Source organism: Agrobacterium sp. T29 (genome assembly GCF_006970545.1).
In the GTDB taxonomy this organism is placed as follows: domain Bacteria; phylum Pseudomonadota; class Alphaproteobacteria; order Rhizobiales; family Rhizobiaceae; genus Agrobacterium; species Agrobacterium leguminum.
This window is the reverse complement of the sequence record NZ_CP040641.1, coordinates 636,049-663,041: the sequence shown is the minus strand read 5'-3', so window position 1 is coordinate 663,041 and position 26,993 is coordinate 636,049. Positions and strand designations below refer to the sequence as shown.

The window sequence follows — 26,993 nt, the reverse complement described above, 5'->3', positions numbered from 1 at the left end:
GAAACAGTATGTAACGAGGCGCGCCATTACCTGTGCGAACCCTCACTGTATGTCCAGCAACCGCTCCAGATACCGCCGCTCGATTTCACCGGGCGGATTGTTGCCGAGCTTTTCGCGGATCGCCTCGAGGATTTCGCGGGCGCGCTGCACATCGATTTCGTCCGGCACCTTCACCTGATCGCCGAAATCCGGGCCGGTGGTGCTGCGCGGACGGCCGAGCGGATCACGGCCGTTCTGGCCGCCCTGGCCCGCCATGCCCTCCTGACCTTGCCCCGGCTGCTGGCCCTGCTGGCGCATGGCCTGCATGATCTGGCCCATCATGTCCTGTGCGCCCTGGCGCAGCGCATTCAGCGCATTGCCCTGACCTTCGACAGCCTGCTCGCCCTGGCCCTTGCCCAGCGCCTCGCCGGCGCCTTGCATTTCCTGCTGCGCCTTGCCGAAGTTTTCGCCCGGTTCCATGCCGAGATCGCGAAGGCCCTGCTGCAACTCGCCGAGCTGCTTGCCGAGCGCATCCTGTTGCGCCCGCAGGTTTTTTAGCGCCTCGCGCAATTGTTCGGCGGTCATCTGGTCGCTTGGTTGTCCGCCCTGCTGTCCGTTCTCGCCCTGTTGGCCCTGCTGTCCTTCTTGCGGTTGCTGGCCGTTTTCGCCCATCTGCTGTTCGTCTTCACCGCCCTGCTGCGGGTCGCCGCGCTGCATGCGGTCGCGCAGCGCCTGATCGAGCTTGAAGGTCTCGTCCATCAGCTTCTGCTGCTGCTGCAGGATTTCGCCCAGCTTGTCGATCTGCTGGCGCATCTTGCTGCTCTGCTGCTGCCCCTGCTGGCCCTGACGCTGCGGCCTGCCTGCCTGCAGATTGTTCATCATGCGCTGCAGCTGCGAGAGCATTTCCTGCGCCGCGTCGCGGTTGCCGGAGCGGGCGAGGTTCTCGATCTGGTTCATCATGTTTTCCAGATCGCGCTGGCGCAGCACGTTCTGTGCTTGGCTGTTCATGTTGGCCTGCGGCGCATTCTGCATGCGCTGGGCAAGCTCGCTCATGAACTGCTGCATGGCTTCGCGCAGTTCCTGCATCAGCTTGGCAATTTCCTCGTCGGAGGCATTGCGCTGAAGCGCTTCGGAAAGCGCAGTCTGCGCATCGCGCAGGCGTCTTTCGGCCTGCGAAAGATCGCCGTCCTCGATGCCGAGCGCGATTTCCCAGAGATAATCGGCCGTATCCTTTAGCATCTCCTCATTATAGGCGAGCCGCATGCGGGTCTGCGCCGATTGCAGCAGGAGATAATGGGTGGTGTTGGGAATGGTCTCTTCCGGACGCAGGCCCACCGCCTCGTTATAGGCGATCGCCTTCGGCATCTGGCGCGTATCCAGCGAGAATATCTGCCGCTGCTCGGCAATGGAGGCGGCCAGCGGTTCGGAGAAATTGCGGCCCGGCAGCACCATTTCATGTGCGGGGCTGCGGCCGGTCTGACCGGCGCCATCCGTCGCCACCAGCGTGATGCGCACGCGTTTTCCCGCCATCGGATGTTCGGTCAGGTTGCGGCTGGTCAGGCCCTTGATCTCGCGATTGTTCTGCCGCGGCAGATCGAGCTTGAATTCCGGCGGCGGATAAAGCGCGGTCGCACCTTCCGCAACGCCAATCGGCTCGATGATGGCGTGGGCTTCCTTCAGCCCATAATCGTCCTTGGCGGTAAAGCCCACTTCCAGCGCGCCATTGACGGCGCGTCGCGGCATGTTGTCGAAGGCGATGCTGGGCGGCTGGTCGGGGATGACGTTGAACACCCATTGTTCGCCATTGGCGGTGATCATGCCGCTTTCGGTAACATCCATGGCGAAGGTGCGCGGCGCGACGGGCTGATCCGCCGAACGAACCGGCGTTTGAACGGCGATATCGCCGCTTGCGCTGTCGGCACGCGCCGCTTCCGGTGCAAGCTTTTGCAGCGCGCCTGCCATTTCAGGCTCGAAGGTCACTTCCTCGCCGCCATCGCCGCCGGTCATGCGGATCGTCAGCTTGGAGGATTGCGGCACGGAAACCGCGTCACGGTTGGTTGCGTCGCGTCCGGTCAGGAAAATCGGCGCGCGGCCGGTATAGGATGGCGGCGTGACCCAGGCGTCGAGACGGATATCGGGATTGAGCGGACCGACAGCCGGCCGGCTGCGGAAGGCATCGGCAATCGTGCCCGCGCCGTTGGAATAGGAAAAACCGAAGGCGGCCGCCAGAAGAAGGGCGGGAACGGCGCGCAGCGCCAGACGGTCATAACGGGCGATATCGGGTTTCGGCAGGCCGGCATTCAGCGCGGCGATGCGCTCCGCCATGCGGATCTGGTGTTCTTTCCACAGCGTTCGCGAAAAGGGCGTATCGAAGGCCGGTTCGTCCTCCTGCACGCCAACCGGCTGGTGCGCGAGACCGTTGCGGTCTTCAAGCAGGCGGGATGCATCGTGGTCCGTCGGCCATTTCTGCCGCACGATTGGCAGGAGAGTGGCGATGAAGGAGAAGACGAGCACGAAAACAACGCCGAGCCGCAGGAAATCCGGCATCTGTCGGTAAAGGCCGAACCAGGCAAGCGCCAGAAACACGGCGGCGATGGAGAGAGGCCAGAGCGTTTTCGGCGCAATTTTTTCCGAAAGCAGCACGATTTTCGCGAAGAAGCGCTTGGCGGCAACCCGGCGGGCAAGGTCCGGCCGCTGCGCGAATGCGCCGGTCGGGCGCTTTCTGCCTGTCCTGTCCTCTCCGGCTGTGGTCATCAATCCGTTCTCCCGGTTCTGGCCACGTCGAACGCCATTCCCGGAACGGCGAGCTGTTTCATGTCACGGAGCAAGGATAACATTCTTTGTGGCGAAGACGAGGGCACCCAAGCCCTCACCCCCATTTTTTAGGCAGCTTCGCTTGATTGTGATCGACCAACCGGTGATGCGGGCGAGATCAATCGAGCCAGGCGGGTACGGAATCGAGCGCGATCAGCTCTTCATAGGTGCCGCGCGGGCGAATGACGTGGAATTTGTCACCCTTCACCAGCACTTCCGGCACCAGCAGGCGCGAGTTGTAGGTGCCGGCCTGCACCGCGCCATAAGCACCGGCGGAACTGACGGCGATCAGATCGCCCGGCTGCGGCGCAGCCATCTCGCGGTCGAGCGCCAGATAATCGCCGGTCTCGCAAACCGGGCCGACGATATCGGCCTTGATGCGCGGCGTGTTCTCGGCCGGCTGCACCACCGGGCGGATGCCGTGATAGGCCTCATAAAGCGTCGGGCGGATGAGGTCGTTCATCGCGCCGTCGACGATCACGAAGGTCTTTTCGCCGCCGTCCTTCACATAGATCACTTCCGTCACCAGAATGCCGGCATTGCCGACGATCAGGCGGCCCGGCTCGGTGACGATCTTGCAGTTGAGGCTCTTCAGCTCGTTCTTGACGATATGGGCATAGGCATCCGGCAGCGGCGGCGGATTATTGTCATCGCGATAGGGAATGCCGAGACCGCCGCCAATATCGACGTGGCTGATCGTGTGGCCGTCAGTGCGCAGCGCCTCGACAAGTTCGCGCAGCAGCCGGAAAGCGTCCTCGAAAGGCTGCAATTCGGTGATCTGGCTGCCGATATGCATGTCGATGCCGGTCACTTCGATGCCGGGCAGGGTGGCGGCATGGGCATAGACCGCGCGGGCGCGCTCATAGGAAATGCCGAACTTGTTTTCTTTCTTGCCGGTGGAAATCTTGGCGTGGGTGCGCGCATCCACATCCGGATTGATGCGGAAGGACACATGCGCCCGCTTGCCGACTTTCACGGCGCGCAGGTTGAGGACTTCCAGTTCCGGCTCGGATTCGATGTTGAAACAGTAGATGCCGGCTTCCAGCGCGTAATCCATTTCCGCAACCGTCTTGCCGACGCCGGAAAACATGATGCGGCTTGCCGGAACGCCGGCTGCGAGTGCGCGGCGCAATTCGCCGCCCGAGACGACGTCGATGCCCGCGCCGAGCTTTGCCAGCGTCTTCAAAACCGCCTGGTTGGAATTGGCCTTCATGGCGTAACAGACCATGGCGTCCACATCCGCAAAGGCGCCGGAAAACACCTTGTAATGGCGCTCCAGCGTCGCGGTCGAATAGACGTAGAAAGGCGTGCCGACCGCCTTGGCGATCTCGGGCACGGGCACGTTTTCGGCGTGCAGCACGCCGTCGATATAGCCGAAATGGTTCACAGGCTTTTATCCGTCAGAGAAGCTTGTCGAGAATGAACGGCCGTTCCTCCGTCGCCGGCTTTGTCTCCGTTCCGTCGGCATTGCGCTTGTTGCGCATTTCGACCGGCGTGCTCGGCGGGTCGATGTCGCCCTTACGCCCGCAGGCGCTGAGAACAAGGCTGACGGCGAGCGTCATGCCGATGGGAACGATAAGTTTGCGCGCGGTTTTTGAAAGCATGGGCCTGTCCAAAGGAAATATGTGCCTCTCTGATAACGAAAAACAGGGCGCTTGTGCACCCTGTTTCTTGTGATCGCAGCGTAACGCGATTTTATCAGTTGCGTCCGCGCCACCAGGCGATCTGCTTCTTCACTTCGGAAGGGGCCGTGCCGCCGAAGCTCACGCGGCTGGCAACCGATGCCTCGACGGACAGAACGTCGAAAACACCCTTGGTGATGCCGGGATGGATGGCCTGCAATTCCTCAAGCGAAAGATCGGCGAGATCGCAGCCCTTCTTTTCCGCCAGCGCCACGGCATTGCCGGTCACATGGTGGGCATCGCGGAAGGGCAGGCCCGCTTCGCGCACCAGCCAGTCGGCAAGGTCGGTGGCGGTGGAATAGCCCGAACCGGCGGCGGCGCGCATGCGGTCCTTGCGCACTTCAAGGTCGCGGATCATGCCGGTCATGGCGGCAATCGCCAGTTCCAGGCTCTCGGCGGCGTCGAAAACCTGTTCCTTGTCTTCCTGCATGTCCTTGGAATAGGCGAGCGGCAGGCCCTTCATGACTGTCAGGAGAGCGATCAGCGAGCCGTTGATGCGGCCGGTCTTGGCACGCACCAGCTCGGCGGCGTCCGGGTTCTTCTTCTGCGGCATGATCGAGGAGCCGGTGGAAAAGGCATCCGACAGGCGGATGAAGCCGAATTGCGGCGTCGACCAGATGACGATTTCTTCGGCGAGACGCGACAGATGCGTGGCGCAGATGGAAGCGATAGATAGGAATTCCAGCGCGAAATCGCGGTCGGAGACGGTGTCGATGGAATTGCGGGTCGGCTCGCGGAAACCGAGCGCCTTCGCCGTCATGTGGCGGTCGATGGGATAGCCGGTGCCGGCGAGTGCGGCCGCGCCGATCGGGCTTTCGTCCATGTGCTCGATGGCGTGACGCACGCGGGCGCGGTCACGGCCGAACATTTCCACATAGGCCATGCAATGGTGGCCGAAGGTGACGGGCTGCGCTGTCTGCAAATGGGTGAAGCCCGGCATCACGGTATCGGCATTTTCCTCGGCGCGGTCGAGGAAGGCGGCGATGAGGGCGGTCAGCATACCCTCGGTTTTCTGCAGTTCTTCCTTGACCCACAGGCGGAAATCGAGCGCCACCTGGTCGTTGCGCGAGCGGGCGGTGTGCAGGCGGCCGGCCGCGGTGCCGATCAGCGTTGCAAGGCGGGCCTCGATGTTCATGTGAATGTCTTCGAGCTTGCGCGAGAATTCGAAGCTGCCGGCTTCGATCTCTGACAGGATCGTGTTCAGGCCATCGGTGATCTTGTCTTTATCTTCCGGCGAAATAATGCCTTTAGATGCCAGCATGGCGGCATGCGCCATAGAGCCGCGGATATCCTGGGCGTAAAGCTTCTTGTCGAAGCCGATGGAGGCATTTATCTCTTCCATGATGGCAGATGGCCCGGAAGCGAAACGCCCGCCCCACATCTGGTTGGAGGATTTCTGATCTGTGCCGTCAGCCATGTTCGCAGTGCCCTGGAGTATTCGATGACAGAAAAAAGGCCGTTCAGGCTTCCTTCCGCCAAGTTGGTTGCAATTGCTGCCGTTGCCGGTGTCTTAAGCGGCGCGGGCGCGGTCTGGTTCAGGCATATTGGGTCTGAGAGCCCGGTTCAAGGGGCAGCGGTGACTGACGCCGGTTTATGTGAGGGGGCGGCGAAGCGCATCGCCTCGCTGAAGCCGTTTCTGAAGGGGCAGGTGGCGGCCATGTCGGCCACGGACACGCCGCGCATCATTCCTCTCTCCTTCAAGGGGCCGCAGGCGCAGGACATGACGCTTGCCGATCTCAAGGGCAAGGCGGTTCTGCTCAACCTCTGGGCCACATGGTGCGTGCCCTGCCGCGAAGAGATGCCGGCGCTGAACGCGCTTGAAAAGGAAAAGGGCGGTAACGCTTTCGAGGTCGTGGCCGTCAATATCGATACCGGCGCGGATGAAAAACCGAAAGCCTTCATGGAAGAATACAAGATCGATGCCCTGAAGCACTACCGCGACAGTTCCATGGGCGTCTTCAACGTTCTGAAAAAGGAGGGCCTCGCTTTCGGCCTGCCGGCAACCCTGCTGCTGGACGAAAACGGCTGCCTGCTTGCGGCCATGAACGGCCCGGCTGCGTGGGACAGCGAGGATGCCAAGGCGCTGGTGACCGCAGCCACTGGAAAATGATGCCGGCGGCCGGACATTGAGGGCTGTAGGCCGCAACCGCCTTCAGAGCCGGCCTTTCCAGCGGACGGGCCGGTGCAGACAAGCCCGTGCCCGCCTCGTATAATGATCCTGGCTTCCGCCATGAATGGGTGCCGATATGGAGTTGCTTATTCCCCGGCTTGGTCTTGCCCTCGCCATCGGCCTGCTTGTCGGTCTTGAGCGCGGCTGGCGGGAGCGCGATGCGCCGGCGGGCAGCCGCACCGCCGGGATCAGGACCTATGGCATTGCCGGTCTGCTGGGTGGCGTCTTCGGCGTATTGGCCGCCGAGCAGAACAGCGCCTTCGCCTTCGCGGCGGGTTTTCTGGGGTTCGCATTCAGTTTTTCATGGTTCAAGCTGCGCGAGGCGCGCCATGATAATGATTTCAGTGTTACCGGCGTGGTGGCGGCTCTCTGCGTCTTTGCCCTCGGCGGGCTTGCGGTAACGGCGCAATATCAGGCGGCGGCGGCTGGTGGTGCTGCCCTTGCGGCATTGCTCGCTGGCAGGGAAGTTCTCCACCGCCTGCTGAAACGGCTTACATGGATCGAACTGCGCTCCGCGCTGGTGCTTGCCGTGATGACCGCCGTTGGCCTGTCGATCCTTCCGAACCGGACGATCGATCCGTGGGGCGGCTTCAACCCCTGGGAAATATGGCTGTTCACCGTGCTCAGCGCCACGATTTCCTATTGCGGTTATATTGCCGTGCGCCTCCTCGGCTCAACCCGTGGCCTGCTGGTGACCGGGCTGGCGGGCGCCCTCGTTTCATCGACCGCCGTAACCGCCAGCTTTGGGCAGAAGGCGAAAAGCGGTGAAAACGTTTGGCCTCTGGCCGGTGTGGCGGCGCTGGCCGCGGCCGTATCGCTGCTTAGGGTTCTCGTTATCGTTCTCGCTCTTTCGTTGACGACATTTTCCCTTATCGCACCGGCCGTACTGGCCGCCGCACTGGTTCTCGGGTTAAGCGGCGCTGGCCTGATAAGGCTGCAGGATATGCAGTCCGGGCAGGAAATCGACGCAAAGAACCCGTTCGAACTGGTGCCGCTTGCCATTTTCGCCGCGCTCTTTGCCGCGACGAGAACGCTGAATGCCGTTCTGCTTGTCTGGATCGGCGCGGGCGGCTTCATCGCTCTCACGGCTTTATCGGCCATATTCGATGCCGATGTGGCGGTTCTCAGTGCGTTGCGAACCAGCGCACAGAATCTGTCGCCGGATATCGTGGCGAGCGCGATCCTCACTGCACTCGCCGCCAACGCGGTAGGGCGCGTATTCGTCGCCGCCGTTTCCGGAACGCTCGTTTATTGCGGGTTGCTCACGGCTGCATCCGTCGTCGCCGCCGGCGTCGGATCGATCATTTACCTGCTCATTGCCTGAGGGTTCAGGTGAAGGGGATCAGCGCGTCGGAACCGGCGTCTCGCCGCGATAATCGTAGAATCCGCGGCCGGATTTGCGGCCGAGCCAGCCGGCCTCGACATATTTGACCAGCAGCGGGCAGGGGCGATACTTGCTGTCTGAGAGGCCGTCATGCAGCACCTGCATGATCGACAAACAGGTGTCGAGACCGATGAAATCGGCAAGCTGCAGCGGTCCCATCGGGTGGTTGGCGCCGAGCCGCATGGCGGTGTCGATGGCTTCCACCGAGCCGACGCCTTCATAAAGCGTATAGATCGCCTCGTTGATCATCGGCAGCAGGATGCGGTTGACGATGAAGGCCGGGAAATCCTCGGCAACGGTGATCGCCTTTTCCAGCGTCCGCACATAGTCCTTGGCCGCGTCGAAGGTCTTTTCATTGGTGGCGATGCCGCGCACCAGTTCCACCAGCTTCATCACCGGCACCGGATTCATGAAGTGGATGCCCATGAACTGTTCGGGACGGTCGGTGGCGGATGCAAGCCGGGTGATGGAGAGCGACGAGGTATTGGTGGCGAGCAGCGCCTCGGGCTTCAGAATCGGGCAGACCTGCGCATAAATCTTGCGCTTGATCTCCTCGTTTTCCGTCGCGGCCTCGATGACGAGGTCCATGGCTGCCAGATCGTTGATGTCGGTCGAACCGCTGATCAGCGCCAGCGCCTGCTTGCGGGCGTCGTCCGATAGCTTGCCGTTGGTGACCTGGCGGGCGAGATTGCCGTTGATCGTGGCAAGACCGGCCTCGATGCCTTCCTTGGAAAGATCGTAGATATGGACCTTGTAGCCGGCAATGGCGGAGACATGCGCAATGCCGCATCCCATTTGACCGGCTCCAATGACACCGATGTTCTTAAAGGGGGCGGTCATAGGCTGGTCTCCTCTCAGGGATTTTGTCTGCGTTATTGCCGGCGATGTTACGCATATCGCCGAAAAAGAGAAGGCGGCGCGTTTAAAAAACGCGCCGCCTCCAATTTATGCTTAAATTACAGCGATTTTTCGAGTTCGGGCAGCGCCTCGAACAGGTCTGCGACGAGGCCGTAGTCTGCCACCTGGAAGATCGGCGCTTCTTCATCCTTGTTGATGGCGACGATGACCTTCGAATCCTTCATGCCGGCCAGATGCTGGATGGCGCCCGAGATGCCGGCGGCGATGTAAAGCTGCGGCGCAACCACCTTGCCGGTCTGGCCCACCTGCCAGTCGTTCGGCGCATAACCGGCATCGACAGCCGCACGGCTGGCGCCGACGGCGGCACCCAGCTTGTCGGCGACGGGAAGGATGACTTCCTTGAACTTCTCCGACGAACCGAGCGCACGGCCACCCGAGATGATGATCTTGGCCGATGTCAGTTCCGGACGGTCGGACGACGCCAGAGCATCGGAAACGAAGCTGGAAAGACCGGGGTTTGCAGCAGCGCCGATGGTTTCAACCGCTGCCGAACCGCCTTCAGCGGCGGCGGCAAAGGCGGTCGGACGCACGGTGATGACCTTCTTCGCATCGGTCGCCTGCACCGTCTGGATGGCGTTGCCGGCATAGATCGGCCGCTTGAAGGTGTCAGGGCTGACGACCTCGATGATTTCCGAGACCTGCGCCACGTCGAGAAGCGCCGCAACGCGCGGCGTCACGTTCTTGGCCGAGGCGGTCGCCGGCGCGATGATGACATCATAGGAAGGGGCGAGCGAAACGATCAGCGCCGCCAGCGGTTCTGCCAGCGCATTGGCATAGGACGCGTCGTCGGCGAGCAGCACCTTGGATACGCCGGAGAGTTTCGCTGCCGCATCAGCTGCACCCTTGGCGCCGGAACCGGCGACCAGCACATGGACGTCGCCGCCAATCTGCGTTGCCGCCGTCAGCGTCTTTGCCGTCAGGTCGGAAAGGGTTGCGTTGTCGTGTTCTGCCAGAAGAAGAATGGCCATGAGAATATCTCCCTTTTCCGAAACCTTAGAGGACGCCGTCGGCTTTGAGCTTTTCGACCAGCTCGGCAACCGAGCCGACCTTGATGCCGGCCTTGCGGCCTGCCGGCTCTTCGGTCTTCAGCACCTTCAGGCGCGGCGAAACATCGACGCCGAAATCGGCCGGCGACTTTTTGTCGAGCGGCTTCTTCTTCGCCTTCATGATGTTCGGCAGCGACGCATAACGCGGCTCATTGAGACGAAGATCGGTGGTGACGACGGCGGGAAGCTTCAGCTCAACGGTCTGCAGACCGCCATCGACTTCACGGGTGACTGCGACCTTGCCGTCGGACGGTACGACCTTGGAGGCGAAGGTGCCCTGGCCCCAGCCGAGAAGGGCGGCCAGCATCTGGCCCGTCTGGTTCGAATCGTCATCAATCGCCTGCTTGCCGACGATCACGAGGCCGGGCTGCTCAGCCTCGGCAACGCCCTTCAGAAGCTTGGCGACGGCCAGCGGCTCGACCGTCTCGTCGGTCTCGATCAGGATGGCGCGGTCGGCGCCCATGGCGAGCGCGGTGCGCAGCGTTTCTTCCGCCTTGGCCGGGCCGATGGAGACGACCACAACCTCTTCGGCCTTGCCGGCTTCCTTCAGGCGCAGCGCCTCTTCCACCGAGATTTCGTCGAACGGGTTCATCGACATCTTCACATTCGCAAGCTCAACGCCTGAACCATCCGATTTTACCCGGATCTTAACGTTGTAATCGACGACTCGTTTGACGGGAACAAGGATCTTCATCGGCGGCTTTCCTCAAACTCCTGTCCGCTTTGGCCAGTTGACCGCGCGGACCTCCAAAAACAGGTTGGCGACATGGATAAGCATTTTTCCCGCAATTACAACGGAGCAATCTTCATTATCACATGCACGTAAGGCATATCTTACGTTGACGTTCACGTAAATACTCTATCTCTTTCGCAAGAGCTCATCTGCTCCCGTCATAGCCCCGTTCGATTTGCGACAACCCCGCCGTTTGCGACGGATTCTTGAACTGTGCCGCCCTCGGCGGAACAATGGTGCGGTCAAACAGGGGAACGCCCCGCCTGCGCATGAAAATCACCATGATTGCGCCCGCCATGATGCCGCCCACATGCGCGCCCCAGGAAACGTTTTCTTCGAGCCCGAGCGCCAGCATCAGGAACTGCTGGCCGATCCACAGCGCCAGCGGAATGAAGGCGGGCAAAGGAAGCGGAATGCGCATGAGAACCAGCACCCAGACGCGCACTCTGGGATGCAGCAGGAAATAGGCCGCGACGACGCCGGAAACCGCACCCGAAGCGCCGATCAGCGGCCCCTCCGAGGTGGGGGCGACGAAACCGTGAAACAGCGCGCCGGCGATGGCGCAGGCGATGTAGAAGATCAGGAAACGGAAATGGCCGAGCGCATCCTCGACATTGTCGCCGAAGACCCAGAGAAACAGCATGTTGCCGGCCAGATGCCAGAAATCCAGATGCAGGAAAGCATAGGTAACGACGGTCAGGTCATCGGGCACGACTTGCAGGGCGGGTTCCAGATAGGCGTAGTCGAACACCACTGCGGGAATGAAACCGAGGCCGAGGGCTGCGGCATTGGCCTGGGTGTCGCTGGCCAGCACCCCGGTAAACAGCCAGACCAGCACATTGACCACGATCAGGCCGATGGTGACATATTGCAGCCGGATATGTTTGAGGGAATTCGCATCGTGCAGCGGTATGAACATCGAACGCCCTTTGGTTGCGTCATTGAAACGCTTTAGCGGTTCTTGCCGGGAACCCACAATATATCGGCCTTGCCGGCATCATTGGCGAAGCGGGCGGCGACGAACAGGAAGTCGGACAGGCGGTTGGCATATTTCAGCGCCGCCGGGCTGACGATCTCATTCTCAGTGACGGAAAGTTCCACCATCAGTCTTTCCGCGCGCCGGCAGACGGTGCGCGCCATATGCAGATTGGCCGCTGCCGCACTGCCGCCCGGCAGCACGAAAGAGGTCAGCGGTTCAAGGGCGGCATTGAGATCGTCGATTTCGTTTTCCAGCCGCGTGACCTGGCTTTCGACGATGCGCAGCAGCTCATAGGAAAGCGGTTCGCCGCTATCCGGCGTGGCGAGATCGGCGCCGAGATCGAAAAGATCGTTCTGAATGCGGAAGAGCATGGCATCCAGCTTTTCCATTCCGCCCGTATGAAGCCGCGCGACGCCGATGGCCGAATTGGTCTCGTCCACCGTGCCATAGGCCTCGACACGAAGATCGTGCTTCAGGCGGCGCGGGCCGGAAACCAGCGCCGTGGTGCCCTTGTCGCCGGTACGGGTGTAGATCTTGTTCAGCTTCACCATGTCAGCGGCCACCGCCGGTGAGCCAGAGGGTGAACATGATCAGCACAATCGCCACAGCCTGCAAAAGCAGGCGAAGCTGCATCAGCTTGTTGGAGCGGTTGGCGTCCTGTCCCTTCAGCATGTTGAAGAGGCCGCGTATCAGCACGATGACGACGAGGCCCATGACGATAAGGGCCAGAACGGTGGTGAAGCCGGACATGCGGTATTACTCCTCCTCAATCGAATCTGCGCAGCAGACGATAGAAAAGTCCGGCAGGCAAGAGCCGTTTCAGCACAAGCCCCTGTTTGGCCGGCACGGTAACGGGATAATGCGGTTTCGGCCTTTTGGCGGTCAGGGCATGTTTCAGCACGGCATAAACGGCGTCCGGGCCGAGCTTGTGGCGGTTGACGGGGCCGGAACCATCCATACGCGCCAGCTGGCGTTTATATTCCGCCGCATGGGCGGAATTTTCGAGATCGATGTGCTCGTTGATATGGGCAAGCGCCGTCGCGGTGAATTTGGAGGTGATCGGCCCCGGTTCGATCAGGCTGACATGGATGCCGCTGCCCTGAAGCTCCATGCGCAGCGTCACGCCCAGCCCCTCAAGGGCGAATTTCGAGGCGGTGTAAGCGCCGCGATAGCGATAAGGCACAAGGCCGAGGATGGAGGAGCAATGCACGATGCGCCCCGCACCCCGGGCGCGCATGAAAGGAATGACCCGCCGTGTCAGATCGTGCCAGCCGAAGACATTGGTTTCGAACTGTGCCCGCAGCGCTTCGACAGGCAAATCCTCCACCGCGCCCGGCTGGCCATAGGCGCCGTTGTTGAAAAGCGCATCGATGCGGCCGCCGGTCCGGGCTGCGACAGTGTCCACCAGCGCGGCAATCGTCTCCGGCTTGGTATAGTCCATGATCAGGGTCTCGATGCCCTGGTTTTCGAGTGCGGCCATGTCGGCGATGCGCCGCACGGTGGCGAAAACCCGCCAGCCGTCCCGGTGGAGCGCGCCGGCGCAATGGGCGCCGATGCCCGAGGAACATCCGGTGATGATGATGACGGGTTTTTCAGACATTTGCCGCTCCGGGAAACCGACTGTTGCTCTGGCCCGATTGCCCGGCCCGTTAAAATCCTATCGCGCGAAATCCGTGCCCTTCTGGAACCGAAAGGCCAGCTTGCGCGCTGTACAAAGCGAAGCTGATTTCCCATATTCGGCTCGAAGTTACAAATGAAATGCCGATGAATGGAGGTGACATGGTTGCCGCAGTGCGCCTGGCAGGCAAGGTTGCCTTCGATGCCTATTCCCATTTCGCCGAGGATGACGGCTGGGCGATGGCGAGCCATATGGCGCTGTCGATCCTGCTGGCCCTGTTTCCGTTCCTGATCTTCGGTACGGCCCTCGCCGGCTTTCTGGGGGCGGACCAGTTTTCCGAAACGGCGGTGCATCTGATTTTCGACACCTGGCCGGAGGCGATTGCCGGGCCGCTGGCGGCGCAGGTGCAGCAGGTGCTGACCATTCCGCGCGGCGGGCTGCTAACGATTTCGGTACTAGCGGCCGCCTATTTTGCGTCCAATGGTGTGGAAGCGCTGCGCATTTCATTGAACCGCGCCTATCGTGTCACCGAAACGCGCTGGTGGTATGTCACCCGCCTGCTCAGCCTGCTTTATGTGCTGATCGCCGTCGTGGTCTTTGCCGGCATCAGTATCGTGCTTGTTGCGGTGCCGGTCGCCATGTCCTTTGCGGAGGAGAAGTTTCCGTGGCTGACAGATGTTCTGAACACCGTCTCCAGCCTCGGTCTTTATGGCACCATCGTCGTGCTGACGGCGGGGCTGGTGGCGGCGCATCTGTGGCTTCCGGCCGGCAAGCGCCGCATCTGGGATGTCTGGCCGGGCATTCTCCTGACGATGATCTTCTGGGTCATCGGTGCGGCGATCTTCGCCTATTACCTCTCCACCTTCGCCAATTATGCCGCCACCTATGCCGGTCTCGCCTCGGTGATGGTCGTTCTGGTGTTTCTTTATATGGTCGGCGTCATCTTCATGCTCGGCGCGGAGGTGAATGCCGCGCTGATGAAATACAAGGTCCGGCAGATCATCCGCCGCAATATCGGCGGCAACAGCGCGCGTCGCGAGCAGGTTCTAGAGGAGACCGACAAGCCGGCGGATATCTGAGGGCGCAGCACCTTCCGAACGAAGGGCGGAAAGTCCGGTGCTGCCTTCGCTTTTCGAGAGCTTGCGCCCGTCCGCGCCCAAGATCAGCCGGTGATGGTGATAGGCCGGTTGCGGCAGGTCCAGCAGGTGTTGCAACAGCCGGTGAATGGCGGTGGCGTGATAGAGATCCATGCCGCGCACCACATGGGTTATGCCCTGCAGCGCATCATCCACCACAACGGAAAGATGATAACTCGACGGCGCGTCGGAACGCGACAGCACCACATCGCCCCAAAGCGCGGGCAGGGCCTCGATCTGCCCCGCTTCACCATCGCCGCTTTCCTGCCAGAACAGGGGGCTGCCGGCAGCGCGGATCGCCTTTTCCATGTCGAGCCGCCAGGCGTGCGGCCGGCCGGAGGCGAGCAGCGCATCCCGCTCCGCCCTTGGCCTCTCCCGGTCGATGGCCGGGTAAAGCGGCGCGCCATCGGGATCGCGCGGCCACAACCCTCCCTCCGCCTCGAAAGTACGAACGATCGCCTTGGTTTCTCCACGGCTCAGAAAGGCAGGGTAAGCGAGCCCTGCCTCGATCAGCCTGTCCAGCGTCACGCGGTACTCTTCGAAATGCTCCGATTGCCGCCGCACCGGTTTCTCCCAGTCGAGACCCAGCCAGCCAAGGTCATCATAGATTGCCTGTTCCAGCTCCGGGGTGCAGCGCGTCTGGTCGATATCCTCGATGCGCAGCAGAAAGAGGCCGTCGTTGTCTCGCGCCATATCATGGTTCAGGAAGGCGGAAAGCGCGTGGCCGAGATGCAGCAGGCCATTGGGGCTTGGTGCGAAACGGTAAGCCGGTTTTTGACGGAGAGGCGAAGGCATGGTTTCTTCTGCCATGTTTTAAAGCACCCCGCCAGCGGCTGGCGGCATATGGAATGACGGACATGAAAATCATCACCGGGATGGATGACATCAGCGAAGGGCTGGAGCATCTCGCCCGCCTCGATCCGGCTCTCGGTCTCGTCATCGAAAAGGCCGGTCCGCTGGAGTTGCGCATTCACGAGCCCGGCTTTTCCGGCCTTGCCCACATCGTCGTCTCGCAAATGGTGTCGCGCGCCAGCGCCAATGCCATATGGGCGCGTATCCTTGCCGGTACCGGCGGCGTGGTCACGGCGGAAAATTATCTCGGTGTACCGGAGGAATTGCGCGCCACTTTCGGCCTTTCCCGGGCCAAGGCGACGACGCTGGAAGGGCTGGCGCACACCGTCATGGAAGGGCAGATCGATCTTGACGGCGTGGTGCGCAAGGAGGGGCGCTCAGCCCTTTCCGAGCTGGTGGCGCTTCGCGGTATCGGCCCGTGGACGGCGGAGGTCTATCTGATGTTCTGCGGCGGGCATCCGGATATTTTTCCGGTCGGCGATGTGGCGCTGAGATCGGCGGTTGCGCATGCGCTTGCCCTGGAGGTGAGGCCGGAAGCGAAATGGCTGGCGGAGCGGGCAACAATCTGGTCGCCATGGCGCTCCGTGGCCGCGCGGCTTTTCTGGGGCTACTATGCCAATATCATGCGGCGCGCCATGGTGCCGCTGCCCTGAGCGGGGTTAAAAATCGGCAATACTGTAGGGCAGCGCTCCGCGCGAAAGATGATCGAAATGCAGCCTGCGTTTCAGCGGCGGCACGGCGCGTTGCACGCAATCCACCCTCTCACAGACCCGACAGGAAATGCCGATAGGTTTGAAGGAGGCCGCATTGCCGAGATCGAGCGTATCGGCATAAACGAAATTCTGCGCGTGTGAAATTTCGCAGCCAAGCGCGATGGCATAACGCGGTCTCTCCGTGTTGAAACCGGCGCCGGCTTTTTCGATCTGGGTGGCGATGGAAAGATAGCGCACGCCGTCAGGCGTTTCCGCCAATTGTCGCACGATCCTGTCCGAGCTTTCGAAGGCCTGATGGATATTCCACAGCGGACAGGCCGCGCCGAAACGGGCAAATTGCAGCCGCGTGGCGCTGTGGCGTTTGGTGATGTTGCCGGCGCGGTCGATCTTGGCGAAAAAGATCGGTACGCCTTTCATGCCCGGGCGCTGCAAGGTGCTCAGCCGGTGGGCCACCTGCTCAAGGCTCGCGCCGAAACGAACGGCGAGAAGCTCGAGATCGTGGCGCAGTTCCTGCGCCGCCCGGTGAAAGCGGCCATAGGGCAGGATGAGGGCTGCGGCGAAATAATTGTGCAGCCCGATACGACAGATTTCCGCAGCTTCCGCATTGCGGAAACCGGCACCGGCCAGCACCCTGTCCACCGTTGGACCGGCGTGAAGCTGGGCGATCTGCAACGCAAGCTGAAAACAGCGGGTCGGCGCGGCCATGTAGGAGCTGAGGGCGAGGGTTTTGCCGGCAGGATCGAAGTGCCGGATCAGACCGCCTGCCGCCTCGGTTCGGGTGATATGGATGCCGTAACGGCTCTTCAGATGCGCCGCCAGAATGCCATAGGTCTCGCCGCCTTCAATCTCCAGTTCTTCCGCCAGCTCCTCGGCCAGAAGATCGATCTCGGCCACGTAATTGTCGACGAAGTGGAAGAAGTCGCGCACCTCCTCATAGGGGGTTCTTTCCACCTGTGCGGTGCCGCGGCCCAGCCGGTCATCCAGCTGCACCAGCTGCTCGCTGTTCTGGCGATAGGCCTGATGGGCGCGCAGCAGCGCATGGGCAAAACCCGGCGCGTTCTGGGCGATCAGCTTCAACTCCTGAAGCCCCGGCTCGTAATTCAGGAACAGCGGGTCTTTCAGCGCCTCGCGCACAGCGGAAACCAGCCGGTCGCTTTCGCCTGTCGCCAGTTCCGCCATGTCGAGCTGGAATTTTTCCACCAGCGTCACCAGAACGCTGGCCGAAACCGGGCGCTGGTTGTTCTCGATCTGGTTCAGGTAGCTTGCGGAAATGCCCAGCCGTTCGGCGAATTGCGCCTGCGTGGCGCGGGCGTTTTCGCGAAGGCCGCGAACCTTGCGGCCGATGAAGAGTTTTTCCGTCGCCATGTTGCAACTTTGCAAAATTAAATATTGCAAATATTTATGGCACGCATACGCGCACGATCAAGGCTTCTTGGCGAATGTTTTCTGGGCTATTGATCGTGGCACAACGCATGGAGGAAACATGCCCGGCATTCTGGAGCAATTGGAAACGCGGCGCGCTGAGGCGCGGCTGGGCGGCGGCGTCAAGCGCATCGAGGCGCAGCATGGCAAGGGCAAGCTGACGGCGCGCGAGCGCATCGACGTGCTCCTGGATGAAGGTTCCTTCGAGGAATACGACATGTACGTCACCCACCGGGCGGTGGATTTCGGCATGGCGGAGCAGAAGGTGGCGGGTGACGGTGTCGTCACCGGCTGGGGCACCATCAATGGCCGGCAGGTCTATGTGTTTTCGCAGGATTTCACCGTGCTCGGGGGCTCGCTTTCGGAAACCCATGCCCAGAAAATCTGCAAGATCATGGATATGGCCGTGCGCAACGGCGCGCCGGTGATCGGCCTCAACGATTCAGGCGGAGCGCGTATTCAGGAGGGCGTGGCCTCGCTTGGCGGTTATGCCGATGTGTTCAAGCGCAATGTCATCGCCTCCGGCGTCGTGCCGCAAATCTCCGTCATCATGGGGCCTTGTGCCGGTGGTGCCGTCTATTCGCCGGCCATGACCGATTTCATCTTCATGGTGCGCGATACCTCCTACATGTTCGTGACCGGGCCGGATGTGGTGAAGACTGTCACCAACGAGATCGTTACGGCTGAGGAACTGGGCGGAGCCTCCACCCACACGAAGAAATCCTCCGTCGCCGACGGCGCTTATGAAAACGACATCGAAACGCTGGAACATGTGCGGCTGCTGTTCGATTTCCTGCCGCTCAACAACCGCGAAAAGCCGCCGGTGCGCCCGTTCCACGACGATCCGGCGCGGCTGGAAGCACGTCTCGATACGCTAATCCCTGATAGTTCCAACAAGCCCTATGACATGAAGGAAATGATCCACGCGCTGGCCGATGAGGGCGATTTCTTCGAGCTGCAGGAGGCTTTCGCCCGCAACATCATCACTGGTTTCATCCGTCTCGAAGGCCAGACGGTGGGTGTCGTCGCCAACCAGCCGATGGTGCTGGCCGGCTGCCTCGATATCGACAGTTCGCGCAAGGCGGCGCGTTTCGTGCGCTTCTGCGATGCCTTCAACATTCCGCTGTTGACGCTGGTGGATGTGCCGGGTTTCCTGCCCGGAACGGCACAGGAATATGGCGGCGTCATCAAGCACGGCGCCAAACTTCTCTTCGCCTATTCGGAAGCGACGGTGCCGATGGTGACGCTGATTACCCGCAAGGCCTATGGCGGCGCTTACGACGTGATGGCCTCGAAACATATCGGCGCGGATGTGAATTATGCCTGGCCGACGGCGGAAATCGCCGTGATGGGCGCGAAGGGTGCGGCGGAAATTCTCTATCGTTCCGAGCTTTCCGATCCGGAGAAGATCGCCGCGCGCACGAAGGAATATGAAGAGCGTTTCGCCAATCCCTTTGTGGCGGCGGAACGCGGTTTCATCGACGAGGTCATCATGCCGCATTCCTCGCGCCGTCGCATCGCCCGCGCCTTCGCGTCGCTGCGTAACAAGAGCGTGGAAACCCGCTGGAAGAAACACGACACTATTCCGCTCTGAGACTGGAAAAATGCTTCGGCCACCTTACTATATGTTTGTTCAGGCGCCCGGATGTCCGGATGTCCTCCCGAAACGCACAAGGACAGATTTTTATGGCCGAAAATTCCTCCGCAGATAATTTCCCCGCCGGATATGAGGTGCCCAAGGTCTGGACCTGGGACAAGGGCAATGGCGGCCAGTTCGCCAGTATTAACCGCCCGATTGCCGGTCCCACCCATGAAAAGGAACTGCCGGTCGGCAAGCACCCGCTGCAGCTTTATTCGCTGGCGACGCCGAATGGCCAGAAGGTCACCATCATGCTGGAAGAATTGCTGGCCGCCGGCCACAAGGGCGCGGACTACGATGCCTGGCTGATCAAGATCGGCGAAGGTGACCAGTTCGGTTCTGGTTTTGTCGGCGTCAATCCGAATTCCAAGATCCCGGCGCTGATGGATCACTCGACGACTGAACCGACGCGCGTTTTCGAAAGCGGCTCCATTCTCGTTTATCTCGCGGAAAAATTCGGCGCCTTCCTGCCGAAAGAGGGCAATGCCCGCACGCAGGCGCTGAACTGGCTGTTCTGGCAGATGGGCTCCGCCCCTTTCCTCGGCGGCGGTTTCGGCCATTTTTATGCCTATGCGCCGGTGAAGATCAAATACGCCATCGACCGCTACGCCATGGAAGTCAAACGCCAGCTCGACGTGCTGGACCGGCATCTGGCTGAAAACCGCTATCTGGCGGGTGATCAATATACGATCGCCGACATGGCCGTCTGGCCGTGGTACGGCAAGATCGCGCTCGGTCAGGCCTATGGCGATGCCGGTGCGTTCCTTGAGGCGGACGGTTACAAGAACGTCATGCGCTGGACGCTCGAAATCGGCGAACGCCCGGCGGTCAAGCGTGGCGTGATCGTCAACAAGACCTCGGGCGATCCGTCCGAACAATTGCATGAACGCCACGACGCCTCCGACTTCGAGACGAAGACGCAGGACAAGATCGGCAGGGCATAAGGAAAGATTAGAGCGCCAAAAGCGCTCTAACTATTTGAATTGACGCATTTCCGGACGTAAAAGCAATGCAGCTTTTAATGGAAATGTTCTGGAAGGACAAAAGATGGCGAACCTGCCCGAAATGACCAAACACAAGGGATTTCCCTCCGGCATGCCGAGCACGGGCGTCCAGTTCACCATCCGCCGCGCCAACCCCAAAGGGGTAACACCTATCAAGATGATACCCCGCCGGGCGCGCAACGACACCAAGGAGCATCGCATCGATGCCGCCTTCCTGCACTCGCTCTGGCACCATTTCGGTGCCGAGCCCTTCGAGCGCGGCAATCTCGACGCCGCCCGCCTCAACCTGCTCTTCGGCCGCGAGGTGGTGCCGGCGGAGAAGAATTTCGATCCCCTTTCCTATCAGGCGATGCTGGTGATTGATGAGCGCGTTGCGCGGCAGAACTTCCCGGAGTCTTTCGAGAATTTCTTCGAGATCTGAGAACGGGGCACGGCATTTGCCGTGAGGGGAAGAGGGGGAGAATAACCGCATGATCAAGAAAATCCTCATCGCCAATCGCGGCGAGATTGCCTGCCGGGTCATCAAGACGGCGAAGAAAATGGGCATCGCCACTGTCGCGGTCTATTCGGATGCGGATGCCAATGCGCTGCATGTGAGACAAGCGGATGAGGCCGTTCATATCGGCCCGGCCCCCTCGTCGCAGTCCTATATCGTCATCGACAGGATTCTTGAGGCAATCGCGAGGACCGGGGCGGATGCTGTCCATCCCGGTTACGGCTTCCTGTCGGAAAATGCTGCCTTTGCCGAGGCGCTGGAAAAGGCGGGCGTCGTCTTCATCGGTCCGCCTGTTGGCGCCATCAAGGCCATGGGCGACAAGATCACCTCCAAGAAACTGGCCGCGGAAGCGGGTGTTTCCACCGTTCCCGGCCATATGGGATTGATCGAGGATGCGGATGAGGCGGTGAGGATCGCCTCGCAGATCGGTTATCCCGTCATGATCAAAGCGTCGGCCGGCGGCGGCGGCAAGGGCATGCGCATCGCCTTCAACGATGCCGAGGCGCGCGAGGGTTTCCAGTCCTCGAAAAACGAGGCGAAATCCTCCTTTGGCGATGACCGCATTTTCATTGAAAAATTCGTCACCCAGCCGCGTCACATTGAAATTCAGGTGCTGGGCGACAAGCACGGCAACACACTTTATCTGGGTGAACGCGAATGCTCGATCCAGCGCCGTAACCAGAAGGTCATCGAGGAAGCCCCATCGCCCTTTCTGGATGAAGCCACCCGCAAAGCCATGGGCGAGCAGGCCGTGGCGCTGGCGAGAGCCGTCGGTTACCATTCGGCCGGCACGGTGGAATTCATCGTCGATGGCGAGAGGAATTTCTACTTTCTGGAAATGAACACCCGCCTGCAGGTGGAGCATCCGGTAACGGAACTCATCACCGGCATCGATCTGGTCGAACAGATGATCCGTGTCGCATCAGGAGAAAAGCTCTCCTTCGGGCAGGCGGATGTGAAGCTGAACGGCTGGGCCATCGAAAGCCGGCTTTATGCCGAAGACCCCTATCGCAACTTCCTTCCCTCCATCGGCCGGCTGACGCGATATCGCCCGCCGCAGGAGAGTGAACTGGAGAACGGCACCGTCATCCGCAACGATACCGGCGTTTTCGAAGGCGGCGAAATCTCGATGTATTACGATCCGATGATCGCCAAGCTGTGCGCTCTAGGCAAGGATCGTGAAACCGCCATCGACGCCATGGGGCAGGCGCTGGATCGTTTCGAGGTGGAGGGCATCGGCCACAATCTGCCCTTTTTATCGGCCGTTATGCAGCATGAGCGTTTCCGCGCCGGCCGCCTGACGACGGGCTTTATCGCGGAAGAATTTCCGGAAGGATTTTCCGGCGTGGAACCGGATGAGGGCGCGGCGCGCCAGCTTTCCGCCATCGCCGCCATCATCCATCAGCGGCTGCAGAGCCGCGCGATCGAAATTTCCGGCACGATCGGCAATCACCGCCGCATTGTCGGTCAGGACTGGGTGGTGTCGTTTGGCGCATCCCGCCACAGGGTCGGCGTTGAAACCGGCACGGATGGTACGGCGGCCCGTTTTGAAGACGGGGCGGCGCTCACCGTCGATACCGGCTGGCTTCCCGGCCAGAGCCTCGGCCTGTTCACGGTAGCGGGGGAGGTTATCGCCGCCAAGGTCGATCTTGCAGGTGCTGCGATCCGCCTGCGCTGGCGCGGCATGGATATTCGTGCCCATGTGCGCAGCCCGCGTGTGGCGGAACTGGCGCTGCTGATGCCGGAAAAACTGCCGCCGGATACATCGAAACTGCTGCTCTGCCCCATGCCGGGCGTCATCACCGGTATTTCCGTGGGTGAGGGTGACGAGGTGGAGGCCGGGCAGGCGCTGGCGACGGTGGAGGCCATGAAGATGGAAAACATCCTGCGCGCGGAAAAACGCGGCCGCGTTGCCAGAGTGGCGGCAAAACCGGGCGACAGCCTCGCGGTGGATGAAGTCATCCTCGAATTCGAGTGATGGCTGCTGCCGTTTTTCCGGAACGCATGTGGGCCGGAGCGGTTTACGGGGTCGGACCTGCGGGCGGATCGTTCGATTTTCGTCACGATCACCCGTCACAGTGCTAAAATGAAATGCAGAAGGGGAGAGATGCATGTCGGGTGAAAAAACGGTGAGGGATTGGCTGCAGCTTGCCGAAAAAGAGCTGAAGCGTTCACCGGAAACGCTCGTCTGGCACACGCCCGAAGGCATCGCGGTCAAGCCGCTCTATACCGCTGACGATCTTCAAAAGATTTCGCATCTCGACAGCCTGCCGGGCTTTGCACCTTTCACGCGCGGCCCGCGTGCCACCATGTATGCCGGCCGGCCCTGGACCATCCGCCAATATGCCGGTTTTTCCACGGCCGAAGCCTCGAATGCCTTTTATCGCAAGGCGCTCGCCGCCGGTCAGCAGGGTGTTTCCGTGGCCTTCGATCTCGCCACCCATCGCGGTTATGACAGCGATCATCCGCGTGTGGAGGGCGATGTCGGTAAGGCGGGCGTGGCGATCGACAGCGTCGAGGACATGAAAATCCTGTTCGATGGCATTCCGCTCGAAAAAGTCTCGGTGTCGATGACCATGAATGGCGCGGTTATTCCGGTGCTCGCCAGTTTCATCGTTGCGGGGGAAGAGCAGGGGGTGCCTCGCGCCGCTCTTTCGGGCACCATCCAGAACGATATCCTCAAGGAGTTCATGGTCCGCAATACCTATATCTATCCGCCGGAACCCTCGATGCGGATCATTGCCGACATCATCGAATATACGGCAAAGGAGATGCCGAAATTCAACTCCATCTCCATTTCCGGCTATCACATGCAGGAAGCGGGCGCGACGCTGGTGCAGGAGCTGGCCTTCACGCTGGCGGATGGCCGCGAATATGTGCGGGCGGCGCTGGCCAAGGGGCTGAATGTCGATGATTTCGCCGGGCGCCTGTCGTTCTTTTTCGCCATCGGCATGAATTTCTTCATGGAGGCTGCCAAGCTGCGCGCCGCGCGCCTGCTCTGGTCGCGCATCATGGAGGAGTTCAAGCCGCAGAAGGCGTCGTCGCTGATGCTGCGCACCCATTGCCAGACGTCGGGCGTCTCGCTGCAGGAGCAGGACCCTTATAACAACATCGTCCGCACCGCGTTTGAGGCCATGTCCGCCGTGCTCGGCGGCACGCAGTCGCTGCACACCAATTCCTTCGATGAGGCGATTGCCCTGCCGACGGAATTTTCCGCCCGCATCGCCCGCAATACCCAGCTCATCCTCCAGCATGAAACCGGTGTCACAAAGGTGGTCGATCCGCTGGCCGGCTCCTACTATGTCGAAAGCCTGACGGACGAACTGGCTGAGAAGGCCTGGGCGCTGATTGAGGAGGTGGAAGCGCTTGGCGGCATGACCAAGGCGGTGGCGGAAGGTCTGCCGAAACGACTGATCGAAGAGGCCGCCACACGCCGGCAGGCGGCGGTGGATAAGGGCGAAGAGGTCATCGTCGGCGTCAACCGTTACCGTCTCGAAAATGAAGAGGATATCGATGTTCTCGATATCGACAACGCCGCCGTGCGGGCCGCACAAATCCGCCGCATCGAAGAAACGCGCCGCCGCCGCGATGGCAAGGACGTGACCGCCGCTTTGGCAGCACTTTCCGAGATCGCCCGCAGCGGCAAGGGCAATATTCTCGAAGCCGCCGTTGTCGCCGCCCGCGCCCGCGCCACGGTGGGAGAGATTTCCGATGCGCTGCGTGCGGCCTTCGGCGACCATGCCGCCGTGCCGGAGGTGGTGAGCGATATTTACGGCGAGGCCTATAAGGACGAGCCGGAACTTGCCACGCTCGCCGCCCGGCTTTCCGGTGTGGCTGAGAGGATCGGCACCAAGCCGCGCATCATGGTCGCCAAGCTTGGGCAGGACGGGCATGATCGCGGCGCGAAGGTCATCGCCTCCGCCTTTGGCGATATCGGTTTCGATGTGCTGGCCGGGCCCCTGTTTCAGACACCCGTTGAAGCGGCCGATCTCGCCGTCCAGAACAGGGTGCATGTGGTCGGCATGTCGTCGCTCGCCGCCGGTCACAAGACGCTGGCGCCGCAGCTGGTCGAGGCGCTGAAACAGAAGGGCGCGGAAGACATCATCGTTGTCGTCGGCGGTGTCATTCCCCGGCAGGATTATCAGTTCCTGCTCGACCACGGTGTCTCGGCGATTTTCGGCCCCGGTACCAATGTCATGGATGCCGCCAACAAGGTCATTGACCTGCTCGAAGGCGTTAGGCGGAACGCGTGAGGGAAAGACGGCCATGTTCGGAAGATTGAATCATGTCGCCATCGCGGTGCCCGATCTCGAAGCCGCCATTGCCCGATACAGGCTGTTGGGCGCAGATGTCTCGGAACCGCAATCCCTGCCTGAACACGGCGTGATCGTGGTTTTCATTCAGGCTGACAATACCAAGATCGAACTTCTTTATCCGCTCGGCGAAAATTCGCCGATTGCCGCTTTTCTCGAGAGAAATCCGGGCGGCGGCACGCATCATCTCTGCTTTGAAGTGCCTGACATTGTCGCGGCGCGCGACGATCTCGTCAAAAAGGGCATTCGAATTCTGGGCGATGGCGAGCCGAAGATCGGCGCGCATGGCAATCCCGTTCTTTTCCTGCATCCGAAGGATATGGGCGGCGTGCTCTATGAGCTTGAGCAGGTTTCCCAGACATACGGCTGAAACACAGGCCCCGTAAGAGGCTGGCCATACGGTGAACGGCGCGCAGCGGCCATTCGCCTTTGCCGGAACGTGTTTCGTTTGTTTTCTTTTGACATTCGTTTTGTTTTCGTTTTTATGGCAATTGTCTTTCAACGATGGGGACGCGGTCCCCCGGCGCTGTCGTGGAGGCTCTATGTCCGGCGAGAATATTTTCGATCTTTTTGTTATCGGTGGCGGCATCAATGGCTGCGGCATTGCCCGCGATGCCGTGGGCAGGGGCTATTCCGTGGCGCTTGCGGAAAAGGGCGATTTCGCTTCGGGCACGTCTTCCGCCGCCACCAAGCTCATCCATGGCGGCCTGCGTTATCTCGAACATTACGAGTTTCGTTTGGTGCGCGAAGCGCTAATGGAGCGGGAAATCCTCTGGGCCATGGCGCCGCATGTCATCTGGCCCATGCGTTTCGTCCTGCCCATCCAGAAAGGCGGCGTGCGCCCGGCATGGATGGTGCGGCTCGGCCTGTTTCTTTATGACAATCTCGGCGGCCGCAAGCTTCTGCCGGCGACCCGCACGCTCGATCTTCGCAAGGACCCGGCGGGCAAGCCGTTGAAGCCGACATTTGCCAGAGCTTTCGAATATTCCGATGGCTGGGTGGATGATGCCCGTTTCGTGGTCCTCAATGCGCGCGATGCGGCCAATCGCGGCGCGACGATCATGAACCGCACGCGGGTCGTTTCCGCACGGCGCGAAGGCGAGCTGTGGCTCATCGAGACGCTGGACGAAAAAACTGGACGTGCGGAGACACATAAAGCGCGCATGCTGGTGAATGCCGCCGGTCCCTGGGTGGACAAGGTGCTTTCCGGCGTCTTCGGCCGCAACGACGTGCATAATGTCCGGCTCGTGCAGGGCAGCCACATCATTGTGCGCAGGAAGTTCTCCGATCCGCGCGCCTACTTCTTCCAGAATCCGGATAACCGCATCATCTTCGCCATCCCCTATGAGCGCGATTTCACGCTGATCGGCACCACGGACCGCGATTACAAGGGCGATCCGGCCAGCGTTCGCATCTCCGAAGATGAAATTTCCTATCTCTGCAACGCGGCCAGCGACTATTTCAGCGAACCGGTCCGGCCGGAAGATATCGTCTGGACCTATTCCGGCGTGCGCCCGCTATTTGATGACGGCGCTTCGAAAGCGCAGGAAGCGACACGCGATTATGTGCTGAAAGTGGAAGAGGGGGAAGGCGAAGCGCCACTCCTCAATATTTTCGGCGGCAAGCTCACCACCTATCGGCGGCTGGCGGAACATGCGCTGGAAAAGATCGGTGCGGCGATTGGTGAAAAGGGCAAGCCGTGGACGGCGGGCTCTCACCTGCCGGGCGGCGATTTCGGCGCTGAGAGATATGAGGCGCAGGTGCGGGCGCTCGTCTCCCTTTATCCCTTCCTTGACGGACGCCATGCCGAGCGACTTGTCAGAAACTACGGCACCAAGGCGGCGGAACTGTTGGGCAGCGCCACCGATGTCTCAGGCCTCGGCCGGCATTTCGGCGGCACGCTTTATGAATGCGAGGTGCGCTGGCTGATCGAGCACGAATGGGCCTGCGCGGCCGAGGACATTCTCTGGCGACGCACGAAACAGGGCCTGCGCCTGAACAAGGACGAGGCTGCCGGTCTCGATGACTTCGTGGCTGTGCTGACGGGCGGCGGGCAAAAGGCTGAAGCCGTGGCGGAGCGGGCCTGAAAATCCGC

24 protein-coding genes are annotated in these 26,993 nt (G+C 61.2%); 11 read left to right on the top strand and 13 right to left on the bottom strand.

What is annotated here, in order from left to right:
- Window positions 1–42 precede the first annotated feature (42 nt).
- From FGF54_RS17985 to argH, 4 genes are all read right to left on the bottom strand, one after another.
- Complete coding sequence (locus tag FGF54_RS17985; RefSeq protein ID WP_142780637.1) at window positions 43–2,733, bottom strand: TIGR02302 family protein; 2,691 nt, start codon at window positions 2,731–2,733, stop codon at window positions 43–45.
- Window positions 2,734–2,911: 178 nt separating this feature from the next.
- Window positions 2,912–4,180: a diaminopimelate decarboxylase gene (lysA, locus tag FGF54_RS17980; RefSeq protein ID WP_142780636.1), complete on the bottom strand. Its 1,269-nt coding sequence runs from the start codon at window positions 4,178–4,180 to the stop codon at window positions 2,912–2,914.
- Between the two features lie 13 nt (window positions 4,181–4,193).
- Window positions 4,194–4,397: a lipoprotein gene (locus FGF54_RS17975; RefSeq protein ID WP_168208180.1), complete on the bottom strand. Its 204-nt coding sequence runs from the start codon at window positions 4,395–4,397 to the stop codon at window positions 4,194–4,196.
- A gap of 94 nt (window positions 4,398–4,491) precedes the next feature.
- The gene (argH, locus tag FGF54_RS17970; RefSeq protein ID WP_142780634.1) at window positions 4,492–5,892 is read right to left on the bottom strand and encodes an argininosuccinate lyase; all 1,401 of its coding nucleotides are present in this window, start codon (window positions 5,890–5,892) and stop codon (window positions 4,492–4,494) included.
- Between the two features lie 24 nt (window positions 5,893–5,916).
- Here argH and FGF54_RS17965 point away from each other — a divergent pair, with 24 nt between their 5' ends.
- On the top strand, window positions 5,917–6,585 hold the full coding sequence (locus FGF54_RS17965) for a TlpA disulfide reductase family protein (RefSeq protein WP_142780633.1): 669 nt from the start codon (window positions 5,917–5,919) through the stop codon (window positions 6,583–6,585).
- Between the two features lie 136 nt (window positions 6,586–6,721).
- Window positions 6,722–7,969, top strand: a complete 1,248-nt coding sequence (locus FGF54_RS17960) for an MgtC/SapB family protein (protein ID WP_142780632.1) — start codon at window positions 6,722–6,724, stop codon at window positions 7,967–7,969.
- An 18-nt stretch (window positions 7,970–7,987) separates the two neighbouring features.
- Here FGF54_RS17960 and FGF54_RS17955 read toward each other — a convergent pair whose 3' ends face one another.
- The 7 genes from FGF54_RS17955 to FGF54_RS17925 all read right to left on the bottom strand — a co-directional run bounded on the left by FGF54_RS17955 (window position 7,988) and on the right by FGF54_RS17925 (window position 13,305).
- Window positions 7,988–8,869: a 3-hydroxybutyryl-CoA dehydrogenase gene (locus tag FGF54_RS17955; RefSeq protein ID WP_003523331.1), complete on the bottom strand. Its 882-nt coding sequence runs from the start codon at window positions 8,867–8,869 to the stop codon at window positions 7,988–7,990.
- Between the two features lie 116 nt (window positions 8,870–8,985).
- Complete coding sequence (locus tag FGF54_RS17950) at window positions 8,986–9,915, bottom strand: electron transfer flavoprotein subunit alpha/FixB family protein (RefSeq protein ID WP_078053341.1); 930 nt, start codon at window positions 9,913–9,915, stop codon at window positions 8,986–8,988.
- 25 nt (window positions 9,916–9,940) lie between these two features.
- A complete protein-coding gene (locus FGF54_RS17945; protein WP_020012152.1) occupies window positions 9,941–10,687 on the bottom strand; it encodes an electron transfer flavoprotein subunit beta/FixA family protein in 747 nt (248 codons plus the stop codon).
- A gap of 184 nt (window positions 10,688–10,871) precedes the next feature.
- Complete coding sequence (locus FGF54_RS17940) at window positions 10,872–11,645, bottom strand: rhomboid family intramembrane serine protease (protein ID WP_059753723.1); 774 nt, start codon at window positions 11,643–11,645, stop codon at window positions 10,872–10,874.
- 32 nt (window positions 11,646–11,677) lie between these two features.
- On the bottom strand, window positions 11,678–12,256 hold the full coding sequence (locus FGF54_RS17935; protein ID WP_142780631.1) for a cob(I)yrinic acid a,c-diamide adenosyltransferase: 579 nt from the start codon (window positions 12,254–12,256) through the stop codon (window positions 11,678–11,680).
- A 1-nt stretch (window position 12,257) separates the two neighbouring features.
- Window positions 12,258–12,455 (bottom strand): twin transmembrane helix small protein, encoded by a 198-nt coding sequence (locus FGF54_RS17930; protein WP_003520830.1) that lies wholly within the window; start codon window positions 12,453–12,455, stop codon window positions 12,258–12,260.
- 16 nt (window positions 12,456–12,471) lie between these two features.
- Window positions 12,472–13,305 carry an SDR family oxidoreductase gene (locus tag FGF54_RS17925; RefSeq protein WP_125144909.1) on the bottom strand — a complete coding sequence of 278 codons (834 nt, stop codon included), beginning with the start codon at window positions 13,303–13,305 and terminating at the stop codon, window positions 12,472–12,474.
- A 179-nt stretch (window positions 13,306–13,484) separates the two neighbouring features.
- Here FGF54_RS17925 and FGF54_RS17920 point away from each other — a divergent pair, with 179 nt between their 5' ends.
- Window positions 13,485–14,402, top strand: coding sequence for a YihY/virulence factor BrkB family protein (locus FGF54_RS17920; protein WP_142780630.1), 918 nt, complete (start codon window positions 13,485–13,487; stop codon window positions 14,400–14,402).
- Here the strand turns inward: FGF54_RS17920 and gluQRS are convergent.
- On the bottom strand, window positions 14,370–15,269 hold the full coding sequence (gene gluQRS, locus FGF54_RS17915; protein WP_142780629.1) for a tRNA glutamyl-Q(34) synthetase GluQRS: 900 nt from the start codon (window positions 15,267–15,269) through the stop codon (window positions 14,370–14,372). The two genes, FGF54_RS17920 and gluQRS, sit on opposite strands and share 33 nt — an antisense overlap.
- 38 nt (window positions 15,270–15,307) lie before the next feature.
- Here gluQRS and FGF54_RS17910 point away from each other — a divergent pair, with 38 nt between their 5' ends.
- Window positions 15,308–15,964 (top strand): DNA-3-methyladenine glycosylase, encoded by a 657-nt coding sequence (locus tag FGF54_RS17910; RefSeq protein ID WP_210247438.1) that lies wholly within the window; start codon window positions 15,308–15,310, stop codon window positions 15,962–15,964.
- 6 nt (window positions 15,965–15,970) lie between these two features.
- Here the strand turns inward: FGF54_RS17910 and FGF54_RS17905 are convergent, their stop codons facing one another.
- On the bottom strand, window positions 15,971–17,389 hold the full coding sequence (locus FGF54_RS17905) for a short-chain fatty acyl-CoA regulator family protein (protein WP_142780627.1): 1,419 nt from the start codon (window positions 17,387–17,389) through the stop codon (window positions 15,971–15,973).
- Between the two features lie 118 nt (window positions 17,390–17,507).
- Here FGF54_RS17905 and FGF54_RS17900 point away from each other — a divergent pair, with 118 nt between their 5' ends.
- The 7 genes from FGF54_RS17900 to FGF54_RS17870 all read left to right on the top strand — a co-directional run bounded on the left by FGF54_RS17900 (window position 17,508) and on the right by FGF54_RS17870 (window position 26,985).
- Entirely contained in the window at window positions 17,508–19,040 is a 1,533-nt protein-coding gene (locus FGF54_RS17900; protein WP_142780626.1) for an acyl-CoA carboxylase subunit beta, read from the top strand.
- A 92-nt stretch (window positions 19,041–19,132) separates the two neighbouring features.
- Window positions 19,133–20,029 (top strand): glutathione-dependent disulfide-bond oxidoreductase, encoded by an 897-nt coding sequence (gene yghU, locus FGF54_RS17895; protein ID WP_142780625.1) that lies wholly within the window; start codon window positions 19,133–19,135, stop codon window positions 20,027–20,029.
- A gap of 103 nt (window positions 20,030–20,132) precedes the next feature.
- Window positions 20,133–20,510: a hypothetical protein gene (locus FGF54_RS17890; RefSeq protein ID WP_003520841.1), complete on the top strand. Its 378-nt coding sequence runs from the start codon at window positions 20,133–20,135 to the stop codon at window positions 20,508–20,510.
- Window positions 20,511–20,559: 49 nt separating this feature from the next.
- Window positions 20,560–22,563, top strand: coding sequence for an acetyl/propionyl/methylcrotonyl-CoA carboxylase subunit alpha (locus tag FGF54_RS17885; RefSeq protein WP_142780624.1), 2,004 nt, complete (start codon window positions 20,560–20,562; stop codon window positions 22,561–22,563).
- 133 nt (window positions 22,564–22,696) lie between these two features.
- Complete coding sequence (gene scpA, locus FGF54_RS17880) at window positions 22,697–24,838, top strand: methylmalonyl-CoA mutase (RefSeq protein ID WP_142780623.1); 2,142 nt, start codon at window positions 22,697–22,699, stop codon at window positions 24,836–24,838.
- Between the two features lie 13 nt (window positions 24,839–24,851).
- Entirely contained in the window at window positions 24,852–25,268 is a 417-nt protein-coding gene (gene mce / locus FGF54_RS17875; protein ID WP_142780622.1) for a methylmalonyl-CoA epimerase, read from the top strand.
- Window positions 25,269–25,440: 172 nt separating this feature from the next.
- On the top strand, window positions 25,441–26,985 hold the full coding sequence (locus tag FGF54_RS17870; protein WP_142780621.1) for a glycerol-3-phosphate dehydrogenase: 1,545 nt from the start codon (window positions 25,441–25,443) through the stop codon (window positions 26,983–26,985).
- Window positions 26,986–26,993 lie beyond the last annotated feature (8 nt).

Excerpts from the sequence above, each read along its gene's own strand:
- FGF54_RS17985 (WP_142780637.1), bottom strand. The coding sequence starts at position 2,733 with ATGACCACAGCCGGAGAGGACAGGACAGGCAGAAAGCGCCCGACCGGC.
- FGF54_RS17975 (WP_168208180.1), bottom strand. The coding sequence starts at position 4,397 with ATGCTTTCAAAAACCGCGCGCAAACTTATCGTTCCCATCGGCATGACG.
- argH (WP_142780634.1), bottom strand. The coding sequence starts at position 5,892 with ATGGCTGACGGCACAGATCAGAAATCCTCCAACCAGATGTGGGGCGGG.
- FGF54_RS17965 (WP_142780633.1), top strand. The coding sequence starts at position 5,917 with ATGACAGAAAAAAGGCCGTTCAGGCTTCCTTCCGCCAAGTTGGTTGCA.
- FGF54_RS17960 (WP_142780632.1), top strand. The coding sequence starts at position 6,722 with ATGGAGTTGCTTATTCCCCGGCTTGGTCTTGCCCTCGCCATCGGCCTG.
- FGF54_RS17955 (WP_003523331.1), bottom strand. The coding sequence starts at position 8,869 with ATGACCGCCCCCTTTAAGAACATCGGTGTCATTGGAGCCGGTCAAATG.
- FGF54_RS17950 (WP_078053341.1), bottom strand. The coding sequence starts at position 9,915 with ATGGCCATTCTTCTTCTGGCAGAACACGACAACGCAACCCTTTCCGAC.
- FGF54_RS17945 (WP_020012152.1), bottom strand. The coding sequence starts at position 10,687 with ATGAAGATCCTTGTTCCCGTCAAACGAGTCGTCGATTACAACGTTAAG.
- FGF54_RS17940 (WP_059753723.1), bottom strand. The coding sequence starts at position 11,645 with ATGTTCATACCGCTGCACGATGCGAATTCCCTCAAACATATCCGGCTG.
- FGF54_RS17935 (WP_142780631.1), bottom strand. The coding sequence starts at position 12,256 with ATGGTGAAGCTGAACAAGATCTACACCCGTACCGGCGACAAGGGCACC.
- FGF54_RS17930 (WP_003520830.1), bottom strand. The coding sequence starts at position 12,455 with ATGTCCGGCTTCACCACCGTTCTGGCCCTTATCGTCATGGGCCTCGTC.
- FGF54_RS17925 (WP_125144909.1), bottom strand. The coding sequence starts at position 13,305 with ATGTCTGAAAAACCCGTCATCATCATCACCGGATGTTCCTCGGGCATC.
- FGF54_RS17920 (WP_142780630.1), top strand. The coding sequence starts at position 13,485 with ATGGTTGCCGCAGTGCGCCTGGCAGGCAAGGTTGCCTTCGATGCCTAT.
- gluQRS (WP_142780629.1), bottom strand. The coding sequence starts at position 15,269 with ATGGCAGAAGAAACCATGCCTTCGCCTCTCCGTCAAAAACCGGCTTAC.
- FGF54_RS17910 (WP_210247438.1), top strand. The coding sequence starts at position 15,308 with ATGACGGACATGAAAATCATCACCGGGATGGATGACATCAGCGAAGGG.
- FGF54_RS17905 (WP_142780627.1), bottom strand. The coding sequence starts at position 17,389 with ATGGCGACGGAAAAACTCTTCATCGGCCGCAAGGTTCGCGGCCTTCGC.
- FGF54_RS17900 (WP_142780626.1), top strand. The coding sequence starts at position 17,508 with ATGCCCGGCATTCTGGAGCAATTGGAAACGCGGCGCGCTGAGGCGCGG.
- yghU (WP_142780625.1), top strand. The coding sequence starts at position 19,133 with ATGGCCGAAAATTCCTCCGCAGATAATTTCCCCGCCGGATATGAGGTG.
- FGF54_RS17890 (WP_003520841.1), top strand. The coding sequence starts at position 20,133 with ATGGCGAACCTGCCCGAAATGACCAAACACAAGGGATTTCCCTCCGGC.
- FGF54_RS17885 (WP_142780624.1), top strand. The coding sequence starts at position 20,560 with ATGATCAAGAAAATCCTCATCGCCAATCGCGGCGAGATTGCCTGCCGG.
- scpA (WP_142780623.1), top strand. The coding sequence starts at position 22,697 with ATGTCGGGTGAAAAAACGGTGAGGGATTGGCTGCAGCTTGCCGAAAAA.
- mce (WP_142780622.1), top strand. The coding sequence starts at position 24,852 with ATGTTCGGAAGATTGAATCATGTCGCCATCGCGGTGCCCGATCTCGAA.
- FGF54_RS17870 (WP_142780621.1), top strand. The coding sequence starts at position 25,441 with ATGTCCGGCGAGAATATTTTCGATCTTTTTGTTATCGGTGGCGGCATC.